Here is a 16,836-nt window from a genome sequence, read left to right as displayed (position 1 = left end):
GCGGCGATCAGGGCAATGGGCCTCGCCGTCCGCGTCCGGATTTTAATAGCAAGTAAGTCGCAATAGCATAACCCTTGACCGCTGCCCCCTGCTTGCCTAGAGCGCCGCTATTGCGAATCAATCGCAATCAAAAAGGGGAAGAAATTTGACCAGCCACCGTTCGCCATTCCTGTCCCGCCTCACTGTCGGCAGCGCGCTGGGCGTCGCGCTCGCCGCGACCGCACAACCCGCGATGGCACAGGATGACGACGGCGCTTACTGGCTCGCGCGCAAGAACCAGATCGTCGTTACCGCGACGCGCACCGCGGCCAGGGCCGAGGATATCCCGGTCACCATCACGGTGAAGAGCGACGAGCAGATCGCCGACGAGCTCGTCACCGACATCCGCGACCTCGTGCGCTTCGAGCCCGGCGTCAGCGTCCAGCGCCAGCCCGCGCGCTTCGGCGCCGCGCTCGGTTCGACCGGCCGTGCCGGTAACGACAGCTTCAACATCCGCGGCATCGGCGGCAACCGCGTGCTGATCCAGGTCGATGGCGTGCGCGTTCCCGACGGCTTTGCTTTCGGCGCTCAGGCATCGGGACGCGGCGACTATGTCGACTTGGGTCTCATCAAGTCGGTCGAAATCCTGCGCGGCCCTTCGTCGGCGCTCTACGGCAGCGACGGTCTTGCGGGCGCGGTCAGCTTCATCACCGCCGATCCCGCCGATTTCATCCAGCCGGGCAGCAATGTCGGCGGCCTCCTTCGCGCCGCCTATAGCAGCGCCGACGAGGAATTCAGCGAAACCGCGATCGTTGCGGGGCGCAGCGGCGACTGGTCGGTGATGGGCGCTTATACGCGCCGCGACTGGCAGGAGCTCGACAACAAGGGCACGGTCGGCGGAACCGGCCCCGCGCGCACCGAACCCAATCCGCAGGACGGCCAATCGAACGCCGCGCTGGCGCGGATCGTCTATGACCCGGCGAACGGCCATAAATTGCGTCTGACCGGCGAATATCTCGACACAGAGCTTTACACCAACGGGCTGACCGGCGTCGGACCGGGCAGCTTCGGCGCATCGGTCGACCGGCTCGAGGGCTGGGACAGCGGCGAGCGCAAGCGCGTTTCGTTCGACTGGAGCTGGGAAGGCGAGGGGGCGATCGATTTCGCGCGGGTCGCGCTCTACTGGCAGGATGGCGAAGACCGGCAATATACCGAGGAAGACCGCACGCCTTCGGCCGACCGCACGCGTCTCAACACCTTCGAAAACCGCGTCATCGGTGCCTCGGCCGATGCGCGCGCCGATTTTGCGACCGGGCCGATCGCGCATCGCCTCGTCTTCGGCGGCGACATCAGCAAGACGCGCCAGCGGGGCTTGCGCGACGGCACCGTCCCGCCCGCGGGCGAGGTGTTTCCCACCCGCGCCTTCCCGAGCACCGACTTCACGCGCGGCGGCCTGTTCGCGGGCGACGAGATCAGCATCGCTGATGGCCGGCTGATCCTCTATCCGGCACTGCGCTTCGACTGGTATGATTTGTCGCCCGACGACGACCCGCTGCTTCCGGCGTTCAGCGGTGCCGGGCAGGACGGCTCGCGGCTGTCGCCCAAGTTCGGCGCGCTGTGGAAGATCACCGACACGGTGCGGCTGTTCGCCAATTATGCAACGGGCTTCAAGGCGCCCGAGCCGGGGCAGGTCAACCAGTTCTTCGAAAATCTCGCCTTCGGTTACACCTCGGCGCCGAACCCAGATCTCGACCCCGAACGCAGCGAAAGCTTCGAGGGCGGCATCCGCTTTTCCAGCGATCATGTCAGCCTCGACGTCACCGCCTTTTCGGCGCGTTACAAGGATTTCATCAGCCAGGAAGTGGTGAGCGGCAGCTTCACGCCCGCGGATCCCGCCGTCTATCAATTCGTGAATCTCGACCGCGCCCGGGTCAAAGGCGCTGAAGCGCGGTTCGAGGGGCGAGCGTCGTCCGGCCTGTATACGACGCTCGCCCTATCCTATGCGAAGGGCAACGAGATATTGCCCGACGGCACGCGCGCGCCGCTGTCGACGATCGACCCGCTCAAACTCGTCGCGGGCATCGGCTATCGCGAGCCGCAGAGCGGGCGTTTCGGCGGCCAGCTGATCATGACGCACAGCGCGCGCAAGGAGGCGTCGCGGACCGACGGGCTGTGCACGCCCGAATGCTACCGCCCCGATGGCTTCACCATCCTCGACGCGACCGCTTTCGTTCGGATTGTCGAGGGGCTGACGCTGCGCGCCGGCGTCTTCAACATCCTCGACGAAAAATATGCGTGGTGGAGCGATGTGCGCGGGCTCGCGTCCACCTCGACCGTCACCGACGCCTACACTCAGCCCGGCCGCAATGTGAGCGCCTCGCTGAGCTTCCGCTTCTAATGATGAAAAGGACTGCACCGATGAAAGATTATCGCAAGATCGCGGCCGCCTTGCTGCTGCTCGCCACCGCGCTGCCCGTCGCCGCTTCGGCGCACCCGCCGATTGCCGCCGAAGCCGCCGCCGCCAATTTCGAGCAGGACCGCGCCGACATCCTCGCGATGGCGGGCAATTACCGCGTCAGCTTCAACATGCAGGAATCGACGCGCTGGGACCCCGATTACGAAATACTCGAACCCAAGCGTTCGGGCGGCAACGAGGTCGTGCGCGTGATCGAGGACACCGGCCGCAAGATCGTGCTCCAGCACATGCTCGTCATCACCGGCGACGACGACAAGAGCTTCGTGATCAAGCATTGGCGGCAGGATTGGGAATATGAGCCGGTGAAGATCCTCGCCTATTCGGATCGCAACAGCTGGGCGTGGGAAGACGTCCCCGAACGGATGCGCACCGGCCGCTGGTCACAGACGGTCTATCAGGTGGACGACAGCCCGCGTTACGCGGGCTGGGGCCAGTTCGAAACGCAGGGCGGCATCCGCCGCTGGCGCTCGAGTTGGACGTGGCGCCCGCTTGCGCGACGCGATGCGGTGCGGAGCCCCGTCTACGACCGCTATCTCTCGATCAACCGCCACCAGCCCTCGCCCGACGGCTGGATTCACTGGCAGGACAATATCAAGATGGGGACGAAGGACGGCAAGCTGGTACCGATCGTGCAGGAATATGTCCTCAACACCTATATCAAATACGACCAATATGATGTGAAGGCCGCCGACGATTATTGGGCCGCGACCAAGGAATATTGGGCCGCGGTGCGCGCCGAATGGGATCGCGTGGCGCAGGCCAAGGGGGGCATTGCGATCGACGAAAAGGCCGACACCGGCACCGTGATCAGTGGCCGCTTGCTCGAAATGGCCGACGAGGTTCAGCAAAAGAAGCTGACCACCGCGAAGGCGATCGCTGAGGCAAAGAAGCTGATCGAAACGAACACGCGCACGCTCTGACGACCTTCACCATGTGAAGCCCTCGGGCTGGGGCAGTCCGCAAGGGCCGCCCCCCCCCCCAAATGTACCGGCGATCAGCCCTTGCCGCGGCTGTGGCGCAGCAGATTGTCGCGCAGTTCGGCGATCGTCTGCTGCATCGGTACGATCTCTTGGCCCATGCCGGTCGCCTCGAACAGGATGGCGCCTGGATCCTTGTCGAGCAGCGTCTGTCCGGCGGGAAGCAGGCTGATCCGCACCACCCGCTCGTCGGCAGGATCGCGGCGGCGCGCGACGAAGCCTAGCGATTCCAGCTTCTTCAGGATCGGGGTCAGCGTGTTCGATTCGAGGAACAGCCGCTCGCCAAGTTCGCCAACCGTCTGCTCGTCCTTCTCGGCCAGCGCGACGAGCGCGATATATTGCGTATAGGTGAGCCCGAGCTCGTCGAGGATCGGCTTATAGGCGCGGCCGAAGGCCAGATTGGCCGAATAGACGGCAAAGCACAGGAAATTCGACAGCGGCCGTGATTTGGCGGGTGCCGGAGCAGCAGGGGGCATGGTCGTCTCCATCGGATATCACATGATATATATCGTATGCGATTAAATCGCAACCATGGCCCATATTCTGCCGCGAGCGCCGGACTATTTTCTGGCCCCGTCGATGCTCCAGATCCCGGCGCCGCGTGTCGCAATGAACAGGAAGAGGAAGCAATAGAGCGCAATCGTCTCGCCGCCATTGGCGATCGGATACAGGCCCTTGCTACCGTGTGCGATCCAATAGCCGACCGCCGACATGCCGCTGGCGACAAAGGCCGCGGGGCGCGTGAACAGGCCGATGACGATCAGGCCTCCCGCGATCAGCTCGATCGCGCCCGCGCCCTGCAGCATCGGATTGAGCGGCATCGGGAAGGCGACCGGGAAATTGAAGAATTTCTGCACGCCATGCGCGAGGAACAACAGGCCTGCGACGATCCGCAGCAACGCGTAGGCCTGTTCGCCGAAACCATCGAGAAACTTCATGACCGATCCCCCTCCTGTCGAATGGTAGCGGCGATGCTAGCGCTTCGCCGGCCGACATCAACTCCTATCGCAGGCCCGTTCCCCTATACCAACGAGCGATTGCTCCTCGCCTCCCGCCGCCCGCCACGAAAAAATCTGCGCGCTATGTCACAGCCGCCGCGTGTCGCTCGTCAAGTCAGCACAGTCCGACAAAGGAGATATGACATGACCAAGGTAACCGACCCCTTCGCAGCCGCCCCGACGCTGATGAAACATTGGATGGCCGCCAGCATGGCCGCCGAAAAGAGCCTCGACAAGACGCTCGTCGAGCTGGTGAAGATCCGCGCGTCGATCCTGAACGGCTGCGCCAATTGCATCAACATGCACAGCATCGACGCGCGCGCGCATGGCGAGACCGAACAGCGCATCTACCTGCTTGCCGCCTGGCACGAAGCGCCTGTCTATACGCCCCGCGAACGCGCCGCGCTCGCCTGGACCGACGCCTTGACCAAGCTGTCCGAAGGGCACACACAGAAGGCGGCGAAGGACGCGCTCGAGGCGCATTTCACCCCGGAGGAACAGGTGAACCTGACCGTGATGATCAACGTCATCAATGGCTGGAACCGTATCGCGGTCGGTTTCGACCTCTGGTACGAAAACGGCGCCGTCGTGAAAGCCGCCTGATGACGCCGGAAGGCATCCGCAGCGGCGTCGATGCGGCGGACGCGGCGGTCAGTTTCGACCCGCTGCGTCCGCTGCTCACGCGTGTCGCCTATCGCATGCTCGGTTCGGTCGCCGATGCCGAGGATGTGGTGCAGGACGCCTTCATCCGCTGGCTCGGCACCGACCGCGGCGCGGTGCGTGAGCCCGCGGCCTTCCTCCGCCGCACCGTCACGCGGCTCTGCCTCGACCAGCTCAAATCAGCACGCGCGCAGCGCGAGACCTATGTCGGCCCCTGGCTTCCCGACCCGCTGGTCGAGGAGGAGGAAGAGGATGATGTCACGTTGCCGCTGATGCTCGCGCTCGAACGGCTCTCCCCGCTCGAACGCGCCGCCTTCCTGCTCCACGACGTATTCGGCGTCGAGTTCGACGAGGTCGCCAGGACAATCGACCGCGATCCCGCCGCGACGCGCCAGCTCGCCGCGCGCGCCCGCACCCACGTCCGCGAGGCGCGGCCGCGCTACAAGCTCGAAAAGGAAAAGGGGCTCGAAATCGCCAACGCCTTTTTTGCGGCATCGCGCAGCGGCGACATGGGCGCGCTCGGCGCATTGCTCGCCGCCGATGTCGGCATGTGGGCCGACGGTGGCGGCAAACGACCCGCCGCCATGGGGCCCGTTCTTGGCCATGATATCGTGCTGAAACTGCATCGCAGCCTGGCGGTGCTGTTCGGCAAATATGGCTCGACGCTTGTCCACACCGGCATGATCAACGGCCTGCCGGGCTTCGTCACGCGCGAAGCCGACGGCGAGTTTCAGACGACCGCGCTTGAGATCGAGGACGGCAAGGTCACCGGCATCTATGTGATGCGAAACCCCGAAAAACTTCGGCATATGCACTAGCGTTATTGCGCGCGCGGAAGCTGTCGCTAGGGTTTCATGGATCAGCCGCCCGTCGGTTAAGAAAGCGGCGAGCACATCGTGATGACGGGTATTGGGGAATAAGGGGGCTAAACGATGCGGAGACGTGCTGTGGCGATGTTGGGATTCGCAAGTGCGGCCGCAGCGGTGTTGGCGCAGGGGCAGGAGAATAAGCTTCTCGAATTCGTCAAAGTCTCGGACGGAAAACCCGACGCTATCGTAACTGCGGGGGGAAAAGTTCCAGCGACAACCTATGAAGCGGACACGCCGGCCGGTCGCACCATTATAAAGATCGCGGACGAGGTTAACGGACGGACGCGGATGGTGGTATGGGAAAGCTATGCCTTTCTGACCAATGTCAGCTGCGTCCAACATAGGGATCGAGCCAGACAGCTCGCCGAACTCAAGGGCTTCGCCGTCGATTCTGTAACCTTGGACGTTTGTGGAGAAACCGGAGAGCCGAGCAAGGGGACGATGCTATTGAAGTCCGCTGCGGTTGCCGCGCCGCAGCGATGCAAATCCGACAGCTATCTCGGCGCGTGGCAGCGCAAGGGCGAGGGCGGGCAAAAGGCGCAGGTGCAGATCGTCTTTGCGACCGAACGCGGCGCCAGCGCGCCCGTCGGGTCGACGCGCGGTTTCGCGTCGGCGCCCTATGGCGACGGCACGGTCGTCGCCTCGCGGATCCGGCAGGTCGGGGACAGCTGCACCTTCGACGCGCAATGCGGATCGAACCTGTCGTCGGCCAACGCGTGCAAGCTGGTCATCGACCCGGCGAAAAATACGCTTAGGGTCGAGGGCGGGCCGCAGATGTTCGTCTCCGATCGCGTGTGGACGCGCACGACGCCGACGCCCGCCGAGATGACGTGCGGCCGCGAGGATGTCGAGCGCGTGTGGCGGCGCAGCGACGGGGCGAATATCATCATCTCCGGGGTCCATGTGTTCAAGAACGGTCCGGGCGGCAACGCGCTGCTGTTCAACCATCCCGAGGGCTGGTGGCCCAAGGGGCAGACCAAGTTTACCGGTATTTACCGCGAGGGCGGCGACCGCAGCTGCAAGCTCAAGGCGACCTGTGCGACCTATGACCGCACGGCGAGCGGTACTGTCGTCCGCCGCGAACGCGCCTGCACGCTAACCATCGATCCGATGAAAAGACGCATGACCGAAAGCGGATCGAGCCTGTTCTACACCCGCGACGGCGCGGCGACGCCTGCGAAGCCCGAGGCGGCGGCCGCGGTGCCGACGGCGCCATCGGCCGAGGAGCAGGCGGCGACGAGCTCGCTCAACGCGCAGCAGGCGGCGACCGCGAAGCGCGAGATTGCCGAATATGAGGCGCAGAAAAAACGAATCGCCGACGAACAGGCAGCAAAGGAAGCGGCCTATCGCAAGGCGCTGGCCGATCGCGAGGCGCTGATTGCCGAAAATGAGCGCAAGGCACGGGAAGCACAGGCCAAATGGGAAGCCGCCGCGGCCGCCTGCCGCGCCGGAGACAGGAGCCAATGCGCGCCGGCGCCCCAATGACTTAAGGACGATCCGAACTTTTCGCTGTCCTACATTGCCACGCCGCGATAGCGTCGCAGAATTCTCTTCCTCAGGACCGCTGCGGCCAAATATATGCAATTTGCGAATGAAGTTAGGTGGTTTTCCGCCATTCTTTGCCGGCGCCGCTTCGCATGCTGAGCGTCGAAACGCACGAGGCGCAGCCTTGGCCCGATGCGCTCGACTGGGAAGCGCGAGCCGCCGAGGCGGCGGCGGCGGCGCTTGCGCTGACGCCTTTTGCGAGCCTCGCCGACGCGGCGCCGCTGGTCGAGATTGCGATCCGCCTGACGGGCGACGACGAGGTGCACGACCTGAACCGCGATTTCCGCGGCAAGGACAAGCCGACCAACGTGCTGTCCTTTCCGCAGGTCCAGCCCGATCTGCTCGAAAGCCTGTCGAACAGCGATGACGGCGAGATTCTGCTTGGCGACATCGTGCTCGCGCGTGAAACCTGCGCGCGCGAGGCGGGAGAGAAGGGGATTTCGCTGGCGGACCATGCGACGCACCTGATCGTCCACGGCACTCTGCATCTTGTCGGCTACGACCATATGGGCGACGCCTCGGCCGCCGCGATGGAGGCCCTCGAGGTGAAAGCGCTTGCATCGCTGGGCATCGCCAATCCATATGCGGACGAGGATTAACAGGGAAAAGCGATTTCTATGCCCGACGACCAGGGATCTTCGAGCCGATCGGAAGAGGACAGTAGTAGACCCGGACTCCTGTCCGGGCTGAAAACCCTGTTGTTCGGGGGCGACAAAGAACCGTCGCTGCGCGAACAGATCGAAGACGTCATCGACGAGGCAGAAGAGGAAGGCGAGGAGCGCCGGGGCAGCAATATCGTCGGTGACCTGTCGCAGATCGAGCGCAAGATGCTCCGCAACCTGCTCCATTTCGGCGAGCAGACGGTTGACGATGTCGCGGTGCCGCGCGCCGATATCATCGCCATTCCCGAAAGCGCGAGTTTCGCGGAGGCGGTCGCACTGTTCGCAGAGGCCGGGCACAGCCGCTTGCCGGTCTATCGCGAAAATCTGGACGAAGTCGTCGGGATGATCCACGTGAAGGACGTGTTCGCCGTGCTGGCCGAGGGGCGGCCGCCGCCGCCACTGATCGACTTGATCCGCCAGCCGCTCTATGTCCCGCAATCGATGGGCGTGCTCGACCTGCTCGCCGAAATGCGCGCCAAACGCACCCATTTGGCGATCGTCATCGATGAATATTCGGGCACCGAAGGCTTGCTCACCATCGAGGATCTGGTCGAGGAAATCGTCGGCGAGATCGAGGACGAGCATGACGATGAGCCGACGGCGCTGTTCGCGCCCGGTGTGGACGGCTGCTGGGACGCCGATGCGCGCGCCGAACTTGACGATGTCGGCGAAGCGATCGATCCGCGGCTCGCGGAAATCGACGAGGATGTCGACACGCTTGGCGGCCTTGCCGCCGTGCTGGCGGGCCATGTGCCCGAGGTCGGCGAAATTCTCGTCCACCCGAGCGGCTGGCGCATTGAGGTGACCGAAGCCGACGAGCGCCGCGTCCATCGCCTGCGACTTCATCCGCCGGTCGTCGTCGACCTCGAAGCGCCGTCGGACCGCAGCGAGGAGTTCTGATCCAATTGCCTTTGCGGGGCTAAAGGATTAGGCGAGGCCGGATGGAAGTTTCCGACCTTCGCATCGCCCTGTTCAGCGGCAATTACAACATGACCACCGATGGTGCGAACAAGGCGCTCAATCGTCTTGTCGGCTTTCTGCTGGCGCATGGCGCGGCGGTGCGCGTCTATTCTCCGACCGTCGCCAATCCCGATTTCGAACCGACCGGCGACCTTGTCAGCGTGCCGTCGATGGCAATCCCGGGGCGCAGCGAATATCGCATTCCTTTGAGTTTTTCATCGCGCGTGCGCGAGGACATCACCAGTTTCGCGCCCAATATCGTCCATATTTCAAGCCCTGACCGCGTATCGCGACAGGCAGCCGCCTGGGCGCGGCGGCGGCGGCTTCCGGTCGCCTGTTCGGTCCACACGCGTTTCGAAACCTATTTCCGCTATTATAATCTGTCGTTCCTCGAACCTGTCGTCGTCGCTTGGCTGCGCAAGCTTTACCGCAAGTGCGACGCGCTGATCGCGCCGTCCGAAAGCTTTGCACAGGTGCTGCGCGACCAGCGAATGAACTATGACATTGGCATCTGGACGCGCGGCGTCGAACAGGGGATTTTCAACCCGGGCCGCCGCGACATGGCGTGGCGGCGCTCGCTCGGTATCGAGGATGACGTGCCCGCCATCGCCTTTCTCGGCCGGCTGGTGATGGAAAAGGGGCTCGACGTTTTCGCCGATGCGATCGACCAGCTCCAGCGGCGCGGCGTCGCGCACAGGGTGGTGGTGATCGGGGAGGGGCCGGCCGGCGAATGGTTCGAATCGCGTCTGCCGGATGCAAAATTCGTCGGGTTTCAGGGCGGCGCCGACCTAGCGCATGCGCTGGCGTCGTGCGACATCTTCTTCAACCCCTCGGTGACCGAGACCTTCGGCAACGTGACGCTCGAAGCGATGGCGTGCGGCCTGCCCGTGGTTGCCGCGCGCGCGACGGGCAGCGCGAGCATCGTCAAGCACGGCCAGACGGGATATCTGGTCTCGCCCGGATCGATCACCGGCTTTGCCGATCATCTCCAGCGCTATTGCCGCGACGCCGCGCTTCGCGCCGAACATGGCGCGGCTGCCGTGCTCGAGAGCGGTGCCTATCAATGGGATGCGATCAACCAGGCGGTCGCCGACACCTATATCCGCCTGATCCGTCAGAAACAGCGGCGCGGGGGCTAGGCCCGGTGGCCGGGGACTTGTTCGGCGAAGAGGTGCCCGCGGCGCAGCGCGAGGCGGCCTCGGGTCCCGTTCCGCTTGCCGAGCGGCTTCGTCCGCAGGTCCTGGCCGATGTCGTCGGGCAGGAGCATCTGACGGGGGCGGACGGCGCGATCGGCCGGATGGTCGCCGCCGGGCAATTGTCGTCGATCATCCTTTGGGGACCGCCGGGAACAGGGAAAACCACGATCGCGCGTCTGCTTGCCGAGGCAGTGGGGATGCGCTTCGCGCCGCTTTCGGCTGTGTTTTCGGGCGTCGCCGACCTGCGGCAGGCCTTTGCCGATGCCGAGAAAATGGCTGCGGCGGGCAAGCGCACCCTGCTTTTCGTCGACGAAATTCATCGTTTCAATCGTGCACAGCAAGACGGTTTTCTGCCCTATGTCGAACGCGGCACCGTGGTGCTGGTCGGCGCGACGACCGAGAACCCCAGCTTCGCGCTCAACGCGGCGCTGCTGTCGCGCGCGCAGGTGCTGGTGCTCAATCGGTTGGGCGAAGACGCGCTGGCGACGTTGGTGGCTCGCGCCGAGGCGGACGTCGGACGCGCCCTACCGGTGACGGACGATGCGAAGGCGGCCTTGGTCGCGAGTGCCGATGGCGACGGGCGCTTCCTGCTCAACCAGGTTGAAACGCTGTTCGCCGCGGCCATCGACACGTCGCTCGATCCGGGCGAACTCGCGGGTTTCCTTCATCGGCGCATGCCCGTGTACGACAAGGACCGCGACGGGCACTACAATCTCATTTCGGCGCTGCACAAGGCGCTGCGCGGGTCGGATCCGCAAGCCGCGCTCTACTATATGGCGCGCATGCTCGTGGCGGGGGAGGAGCCGCTCTATGTGCTGCGTCGCCTCGTGCGCTTCGCGAGCGAGGATGTCGGCCTCGCCGATCCGCAAGCGCTTGTGCAATGCTTGGCGGCCAAGGATGCGTATCAGTTTCTCGGTTCGCCCGAAGGTGAACTCGCGATCGTGCAGGCCTGTCTCTATCTCGCGACGGCGCCCAAATCGAACGCCGCCTATGCTGCGCAAAAAGAGGCTCTTGCTTCGGCGCGCGATACCGGCTCGCTCGCGCCCCCGGCCAACATCCTCAACGCGCCGACGAAGCTGATGAAGGATCTCGGCTATGGTGCGGGTTATGAATATGACCACGACGCGCCCGAGGGCTTTTCGGGAGCCGATTACTGGCCCGACGGCATGGGGGCGCAAATCTATTACCGGCCGACCGATCGCGGCTTTGAAAAACGGATTGCCGAGCGGATCGCATGGTGGGACGAACAACGCCGGGCGCGGGGCGGGAAATGACGCCGCGCTTCGACAGTTGGGACGATGTGATCGCCTTTGCCTGCGCGCTACCCGACGTCGAAATGTTGCCATTCTACGGCACTCCCTGTCCCAAGCTCAACGGCAAGGCGCTGGCGTCGCCGGGCCGCGAGCCGGGGAGCTTTGCGGTGATGTGCACACCCGGAGAAAAGGAGATGCTGCTTGAAACCGATCCCGACACCTTCTGGCAGACTCCGCATTACGAAGGCTGGCACGCATTGCTCGTCCGCTTCAGGTCGGACGACCCCGGGCGCGTCGCAAACGTCCTCCGCCGTGCCTGGTGGGATCGAGCCAAGAAGGCCCAGCGCCAAGCCTTTGGCGAGCGGCCCTGAGATGCTGCGCCGGTCGATTCTGGGCCTTGCGCTCGCGGCTTGCGCGCTTCCGGCGCATGCGCAAGCGCCGCAGGCGAATGCGGAGATCAACCGGGCGTGGGCTGCGGGCTATCGTGCGGCTTTCACCTGTTCGGCGCTATGGAACGGCGCGGGCAAATTGCTTGCCGATATCGAACGCGATGAACTGACCGGAATTTATCCCGAGATCGAGGCCGATGTGCGGGCGCTGACGGCCGATGTTGACGCTGATGCGAAGCGGGTGAGCGTACGCTATCGCGACGATATGCCACCGCGCGTTGCGCAATGGGACAGCCGCGACGGCTGCATCACGCTGCCGATCGGATCGCAGGGGACACCGCCGTCCGGCACAGCTCCCCGGCCCAATTTCGACGATCAGGCGTGGCCGCTCGGCGACCGCAGCGCGCGGGTGGGGATGCCCGAGGGGTTTCCGCCATTCGCCGACGTTTCGACAAGCCGCGACAGCTTTGGCGGACGCACCAGTTCGCTGCTGATCCTCAAGGGTGGGCGGATCATGTCCGAATGGTACCAGCCGGGCCACGACCTGCACACCGCCCAGCGGACCTTTTCGGTCGCGAAGTCGATGGCGGTTACGCTCGTCGGCCATGCGGTGCTGAAGGGCCGGATCGACGTCACGAAGCCGGCTATGATCGCAGAATGGCAGGCTCCCGGCGATCCGCGCGCGGCGATCACAACCGAACAGCTGATGCGCATGGCGAGCGGGCTGGCGAGCGATATCGCCGGCAATCGGACCGACGCCATCTATATGGGCGGGGCGTCGGTGCGCCAGTGGACGACCCAATGGCCGCTGCTGAACCCGCCAAACAGCCGCTATCGCTATGCCAACAACGACACGATGCTCGCGATATTGTCGTTGAAGGCGGCGCTCGCGAAGTCGGGGGAGGTTTTGAACCCCAATGCATTTTTCGACCTGCTCGGCATGACGCGGACCTTTGCCGAGCACGACAAGGACGGCGACTATATCCTTTCGAGCCAGGTCTGGACGACGGCTCGCGATCTCGCGCGGTTCGGGCTGCTCTATCAGAATGACGGGATGTGGAGGGGCAAGCGTCTGCTTCCGGCAAATTGGCGCAGCTTCGTCACGACGCCCCGCGGGCCGCAGCCCGACCGCGAGTTCGGTTATGGCGCGGGTTTCTGGCTGTTCAACAAATCGGAGGGCATTCCCACCGACGCCTTTGGCGCCTTTGGCAATCGCGGCCAATATCTTGTCGTCATCCCGTCGCGCAATTTGGTAATCGTGCGGCAGGGCTATGATGACGACAAGAACCGCCTCGATATCGTGATGCTTGTGAAGGCCGTGGTCGCCGCCGACGACCGCAACTGATCATTCGAACGGCGGATAGCGCTCGAACGCGGGCAGACCGTCCAGCGTTTCCATCCAGCCGATTCGTTCCGCCGTCTGGATTTGCACTTGCGCCGGGATCAGGTCCGGGTCGTCAAGCGTCGCCGTTTGAACGTCGATCTGTCCTGGAAAAATGGCGTCATTGGTATAGAAAAGCCCCGTACCGCAATCGCCGCAGAAATGACGGCGACCTTGCTCCGATGATGCGTAGACCTTGGCTGTCCCGCTGATCTCTATCGCATCCTGTCCGACAAGTGCCCAGCCGACCATAGGCGCACCCGAATGGCGGCGGCAATCGCTGCAATGGCACAGCGCATGATGCTCGACCGCGGTCGACATCGAATAACGGATCGCGCCACAATGGCATTGGCCGCTGGCGCGCGGGCTTGAATCGGTCATGACCATCTCCTCATCCTAATGGAAAAGAACATAACATAAACATTGCATATGGAGCAATTACCCGAAGGGTCAATCGCCGAGATCGACCTGATGACTTTGCGCCCAATGCCGATATTGACCGCGCGGGTCCGAACTGGGCCGGGCGAGGATCGCCGGCATGTCGGCGCGCAGCGCAGCGAGATCGAGCGACCGGATCATCGCCTTGACGGGGCCGACTCCCGCCGGGGTGATCGACAAGCGTTCGATTCCCACGCCGAGCAGCGCCATGGCTTCAAGGGGGCGGCCCCCCATTTCGCCGCACACGCCGAGCGCGACCTTGCTGCCCGAGACGGTGCGCACGACGCGCGCCAGATAGCGCATGACGGTGGGCGACAGCCAATCATAGCGTTCGGCCAGCCGCGGATGCGCGCGGTCGGCGGCGAACAGGAACTGGGTAAGGTCGTTGGTGCCGATCGACAGGAAATCGAGGTGCGGCAGCATCAGGTCGAGCGTTTCGACGAGCCCCGGCACTTCGAGCATCGCGCCATAGCGGATCGCGACGGGCAGTTTCTTGTTGTGGCTCGCGAGCCAGGCGCGCTGAGCGACGAACAGGTCGCGCGCCGCTTCATATTCCCACGGTTCGGAGACCATCGGGAACATCACATTGAGCGTGCGGCCGGCGGCGGCCTCCATGAGCGCGCGGGCCTGAACCTTGAGCAACCCTTCGCGTTCGAGCGCTAGGCGCAGCGCGCGCCAGCCCATCGCCGGATTTTCCTCCTGCGCGCTATCGCCAACATTCATATAGGGCAGCGCCTTGTCGCCCCCGATGTCGACGGTGCGAAAGATCACCGGACGGTCGCCCGCCGCATCGAGCACGTCGCGATAGAGGCGTTGCTGCCTTTCGCGCGCCGGCAGGGTCGCCGAAACGAGGAACTGGAATTCGGTACGAAACAGCCCGATTCCGCGAGCGCCGGTGAGGTCGAGCGCGGCGACATCTTCGCGGAGGCCCGCGTTGATCATCAGTTCGATCGGAACGCCGTCCTTCGTGACGGCGGGCAGGTCGCGCAGCGCCGCGAGATTGGCGCGGCGTTTCTGCGAGATTTCCAGCTTGGCGTCGAACGCGTCCTGGACCGCCTGCGTTGGGCGGACGTGCAACTGGCCCGCCGCGGCGTCGAGCAGCAGCAGGTCGCCTTCGCGGATCGAAGCGCGCACGTCGCTGACGCGGCCCAGTACGGGAACGCCCATCGCGCGCGCGACGATGATGACGTGCGCGGTGAGCGACCCTTCCTCGAGCACGACGCCTTTCAAGCGGCGGCGGTCGTATTCGAGCAGTTCAGCGGGGCCGAGGTTGCGCGCGATCAGGATCGAATCCTGCCGAAGGCCCATTTGCGCCGCGGTGCCCATTTGCCCCGATACGATGCGGATCAGCCGGTTCGACAGGTCCTCGAGGTCGTGCATGCGGTCGCGCAGCAACGGGTCGTCGATCTGGCGCATCCGCATGCGTGTGCGCTGCTGCACGCGCTCGATAGCCGCCTCGGCCGTGAGCCCGCTGTCAATCGCTTCGTTGATCCGGCGCGACCAACCCTCGTCATAGGCGAACATCTTGTAGGTTTCGATGACCTCTTCATGTTCACCGCCGACGCCGAAGTCGGCTTGGCTTGCCATGCGGTCGATCTGTTCGCGCATCTTGTCGAACGCGGCATAGACGCGGTGGCGTTCGGCCTCGGTATCGTCGGCGACCGTATGTTCGATCGTGATGCGCGGTTGGTGGAACACCGCGACCCCCGCGCCCATGCCGTCGACCAGCTTCTGCCCGTTCAGCCGCTGCGCCGACTGGTCGGTCGCGGCGGCGTCGGTGCGTGCAGCGGTGTCGACGAGGTCGGCGTTGGCGATCAGTTCCGAAAGCACCATCGCCACGGTTTGCAGCGTTTCGATCTCGATATCGTCATAGCGGCGCGGATCAGCATGCTGGACGCAGAGGACGCCGACCGCGCGTTCGCGGCGGATAATCGGGACGCCGGCAAAGCTGTGGAACAATTCCTCGCCCGTTTCTGGACGATAGGAAAAGTCGGGATGTGCCGCCGCCTCGTCGAGGTTCAGCGTTTCGATCTGGTCGGCGATCGTTCCGACCAACCCTTCGCCAAGGCCGAGGCGGGTGACGTGCACCGCCTCCTGCTTCAGCCCGCGCGTCGCATATAGCTCGAGCGCGCCTTCGCGCAGGAGGTAGATCGAACAGACCTCGCTATGGAGGCACTCGCCGATGATACCGACGACCTGGTTCAACTTGCCCTGGGCGTTGACGCGCGAGGCCATGACCTCGTGCAGCCGAGTCAGGATTGTGCGGGCCGACTGTGCGGCCGAAGAGGGAGGTGGCGGGGCGTTGGTCATCGCAACCCTGCTAACAGAAGCAGGCGGACGGCGCCAATACTCCGCGCGCGATTCTCCGTTCCGTTATCGCCTCGACGAAGCCCGGGTCAGCCGCCCGCTTCTGGCGTCGCCGGGCCGGTCGCCGTGGCACCCGGCGCTGCGGCGCCGTTCGTGATCGCCGGACCGATCGGGGCGGGCGCGCTCATGATCGGCGGCGGCGGCGCATATTTGGCATCCCAGGCCACCACGTCGGCCTGATATTTTGCATAGGCTTCGTAGAAATCGATAAACGGCTGATCGAGCCGGGCAAGGTGCGTGGGCGCCTGCTCGACAAGCTGCGCGGTCGGCATCGTGGACACAATCTGGGCGATCTCGTTGGCGCGCACGCAGAAGTCGCGCTGCGCCGGGGGCTGCGCAAAATAGTTGAACAATTGCGTCGACAGGCGATCGCGCGGAGCGATTCCGTTGTTTTTATTTTCTTTTCCAAGCTGAGCAATCACGCTCTTCTCGGTCGATTTGATCACCTTGCCATGGGTCTTGATGATGTTGTTATAGGCCGAAACGAGCGAGGTTTCTTCAAGGCCCCGGCACCCGATCGCGGCGACGTTGAGCCCAATCTTCAACTGCCAGAACGCGCGGTCGCCGGTCACCCCGCTGTTCGCGGTGATGAAACGGCCATCGATGCCGCGCCCCGGCAGGATCTGTGTGAGCGACGCGTTGCCCGGCGGCATCGATGGCCGTTTCATCACCGCGAACAGCGGGGT

16 protein-coding genes are annotated in these 16,836 nt (G+C 64.4%); 11 read left to right on the top strand and 5 right to left on the bottom strand.

What is annotated here, in order from left to right; genetic code table 11:
- Positions 1-145 precede the first annotated feature (145 nt).
- Both ATE71_RS20205 and ATE71_RS20200 read left to right on the top strand, forming a co-directional pair.
- The gene (locus ATE71_RS20205) at positions 146-2,377 is read left to right on the top strand and encodes a TonB-dependent hemoglobin/transferrin/lactoferrin family receptor (RefSeq protein WP_414893037.1); all 2,232 of its coding nucleotides are present in this window, start codon (positions 146-148) and stop codon (positions 2,375-2,377) included.
- A gap of 20 nt (positions 2,378-2,397) precedes the next feature.
- Complete coding sequence (locus ATE71_RS20200) at positions 2,398-3,375, top strand: DUF6607 family protein (protein WP_058805151.1); 978 nt, start codon at positions 2,398-2,400, stop codon at positions 3,373-3,375.
- 74 nt (positions 3,376-3,449) lie between these two features.
- Here ATE71_RS20200 and ATE71_RS20195 read toward each other — a convergent pair whose 3' ends face one another.
- Both ATE71_RS20195 and ATE71_RS20190 read right to left on the bottom strand, forming a co-directional pair.
- Positions 3,450-3,920, bottom strand: a complete 471-nt coding sequence (locus ATE71_RS20195) for a MarR family winged helix-turn-helix transcriptional regulator (protein ID WP_058805134.1) — start codon at positions 3,918-3,920, stop codon at positions 3,450-3,452.
- Between the two features lie 72 nt (positions 3,921-3,992).
- The gene (locus tag ATE71_RS20190; RefSeq protein ID WP_058805133.1) at positions 3,993-4,370 is read right to left on the bottom strand and encodes a DoxX family protein; all 378 of its coding nucleotides are present in this window, start codon (positions 4,368-4,370) and stop codon (positions 3,993-3,995) included.
- Between the two features lie 204 nt (positions 4,371-4,574).
- Here ATE71_RS20190 and ATE71_RS20185 point away from each other — a divergent pair, with 204 nt between their 5' ends.
- The 9 genes from ATE71_RS20185 to ATE71_RS20145 all read left to right on the top strand — a co-directional run bounded on the left by ATE71_RS20185 (position 4,575) and on the right by ATE71_RS20145 (position 13,309).
- On the top strand, positions 4,575-5,033 hold the full coding sequence (locus ATE71_RS20185) for a carboxymuconolactone decarboxylase family protein (RefSeq protein ID WP_058805132.1): 459 nt from the start codon (positions 4,575-4,577) through the stop codon (positions 5,031-5,033).
- Positions 5,033-5,908: a sigma-70 family RNA polymerase sigma factor gene (locus ATE71_RS20180; protein ID WP_058805131.1), complete on the top strand. Its 876-nt coding sequence runs from the start codon at positions 5,033-5,035 to the stop codon at positions 5,906-5,908. The genes ATE71_RS20185 and ATE71_RS20180 overlap by 1 nt, the downstream gene beginning before the upstream one ends.
- A gap of 492 nt (positions 5,909-6,400) precedes the next feature.
- A complete protein-coding gene (locus ATE71_RS20175; RefSeq protein ID WP_152998867.1) occupies positions 6,401-7,444 on the top strand; it encodes a cell envelope integrity protein TolA in 1,044 nt (347 codons plus the stop codon).
- 152 nt (positions 7,445-7,596) lie between these two features.
- Entirely contained in the window at positions 7,597-8,103 is a 507-nt protein-coding gene (gene ybeY / locus ATE71_RS20170) for an rRNA maturation RNase YbeY (RefSeq protein ID WP_058805150.1), read from the top strand.
- An 18-nt stretch (positions 8,104-8,121) separates the two neighbouring features.
- Positions 8,122-9,066 (top strand): hemolysin family protein, encoded by a 945-nt coding sequence (locus ATE71_RS20165; protein ID WP_058805129.1) that lies wholly within the window; start codon positions 8,122-8,124, stop codon positions 9,064-9,066.
- 41 nt (positions 9,067-9,107) lie between these two features.
- Entirely contained in the window at positions 9,108-10,265 is a 1,158-nt protein-coding gene (locus tag ATE71_RS20160; protein WP_058805128.1) for a glycosyltransferase family 4 protein, read from the top strand.
- Between the two features lie 5 nt (positions 10,266-10,270).
- A complete protein-coding gene (locus ATE71_RS20155) occupies positions 10,271-11,596 on the top strand; it encodes a replication-associated recombination protein A (protein WP_414893036.1) in 1,326 nt (441 codons plus the stop codon).
- A complete protein-coding gene (locus ATE71_RS20150) occupies positions 11,593-11,946 on the top strand; it encodes an MmcQ/YjbR family DNA-binding protein (protein ID WP_058805126.1) in 354 nt (117 codons plus the stop codon). Before ATE71_RS20155 ends, ATE71_RS20150 begins: the two co-directional genes overlap by 4 nt.
- A 1-nt stretch (position 11,947) precedes the next feature.
- On the top strand, positions 11,948-13,309 hold the full coding sequence (locus tag ATE71_RS20145; RefSeq protein ID WP_058805125.1) for a serine hydrolase domain-containing protein: 1,362 nt from the start codon (positions 11,948-11,950) through the stop codon (positions 13,307-13,309).
- Here the strand turns inward: ATE71_RS20145 and ATE71_RS20140 are convergent, their stop codons facing one another.
- The 3 genes from ATE71_RS20140 to ATE71_RS20130 form a co-directional block, all read right to left on the bottom strand.
- Complete coding sequence (locus ATE71_RS20140; RefSeq protein WP_058805149.1) at positions 13,310-13,726, bottom strand: GFA family protein; 417 nt, start codon at positions 13,724-13,726, stop codon at positions 13,310-13,312.
- A 69-nt stretch (positions 13,727-13,795) separates the two neighbouring features.
- Entirely contained in the window at positions 13,796-16,093 is a 2,298-nt protein-coding gene (gene ptsP, locus ATE71_RS20135) for a phosphoenolpyruvate--protein phosphotransferase (RefSeq protein ID WP_058805124.1), read from the bottom strand.
- An 86-nt stretch (positions 16,094-16,179) separates the two neighbouring features.
- Positions 16,180-16,836 (bottom strand): hypothetical protein (locus ATE71_RS20130; RefSeq protein ID WP_058805123.1); only part of this gene is annotated, 657 nt, incomplete at its 5' end.

Origin of the sequence: Sphingopyxis sp. H115 (genome assembly GCF_001468465.1) — a bacterium.
Classification (GTDB): domain Bacteria; phylum Pseudomonadota; class Alphaproteobacteria; order Sphingomonadales; family Sphingomonadaceae; genus Sphingopyxis.
The sequence above is the reverse complement of the archived record's forward strand: the minus strand, read 5'-3'. Positions and strand labels throughout refer to the sequence as shown.

What these genes read in the sequence shown, in the direction of transcription:
- ATE71_RS20200 (WP_058805151.1), top strand. Translation starts at nt 2,398, where the DNA reads ATGAAAGATTATCGCAAGATCGCGGCCGCCTTGCTGCTGCTCGCCACC.
- ATE71_RS20195 (WP_058805134.1), bottom strand. Translation starts at nt 3,920, where the DNA reads ATGGAGACGACCATGCCCCCTGCTGCTCCGGCACCCGCCAAATCACGG.
- ATE71_RS20190 (WP_058805133.1), bottom strand. Translation starts at nt 4,370, where the DNA reads ATGAAGTTTCTCGATGGTTTCGGCGAACAGGCCTACGCGTTGCTGCGG.
- ATE71_RS20185 (WP_058805132.1), top strand. Translation starts at nt 4,575, where the DNA reads ATGACCAAGGTAACCGACCCCTTCGCAGCCGCCCCGACGCTGATGAAA.
- ATE71_RS20180 (WP_058805131.1), top strand. Translation starts at nt 5,033, where the DNA reads ATGACGCCGGAAGGCATCCGCAGCGGCGTCGATGCGGCGGACGCGGCG.
- ATE71_RS20175 (WP_152998867.1), top strand. Translation starts at nt 6,401, where the DNA reads ATGCTATTGAAGTCCGCTGCGGTTGCCGCGCCGCAGCGATGCAAATCC.
- ybeY (WP_058805150.1), top strand. Translation starts at nt 7,597, where the DNA reads ATGCTGAGCGTCGAAACGCACGAGGCGCAGCCTTGGCCCGATGCGCTC.
- ATE71_RS20165 (WP_058805129.1), top strand. Translation starts at nt 8,122, where the DNA reads ATGCCCGACGACCAGGGATCTTCGAGCCGATCGGAAGAGGACAGTAGT.
- ATE71_RS20160 (WP_058805128.1), top strand. Translation starts at nt 9,108, where the DNA reads ATGGAAGTTTCCGACCTTCGCATCGCCCTGTTCAGCGGCAATTACAAC.
- ATE71_RS20150 (WP_058805126.1), top strand. Translation starts at nt 11,593, where the DNA reads ATGACGCCGCGCTTCGACAGTTGGGACGATGTGATCGCCTTTGCCTGC.
- ATE71_RS20145 (WP_058805125.1), top strand. Translation starts at nt 11,948, where the DNA reads ATGCTGCGCCGGTCGATTCTGGGCCTTGCGCTCGCGGCTTGCGCGCTT.
- ATE71_RS20140 (WP_058805149.1), bottom strand. Translation starts at nt 13,726, where the DNA reads ATGACCGATTCAAGCCCGCGCGCCAGCGGCCAATGCCATTGTGGCGCG.
- ptsP (WP_058805124.1), bottom strand. Translation starts at nt 16,093, where the DNA reads ATGACCAACGCCCCGCCACCTCCCTCTTCGGCCGCACAGTCGGCCCGC.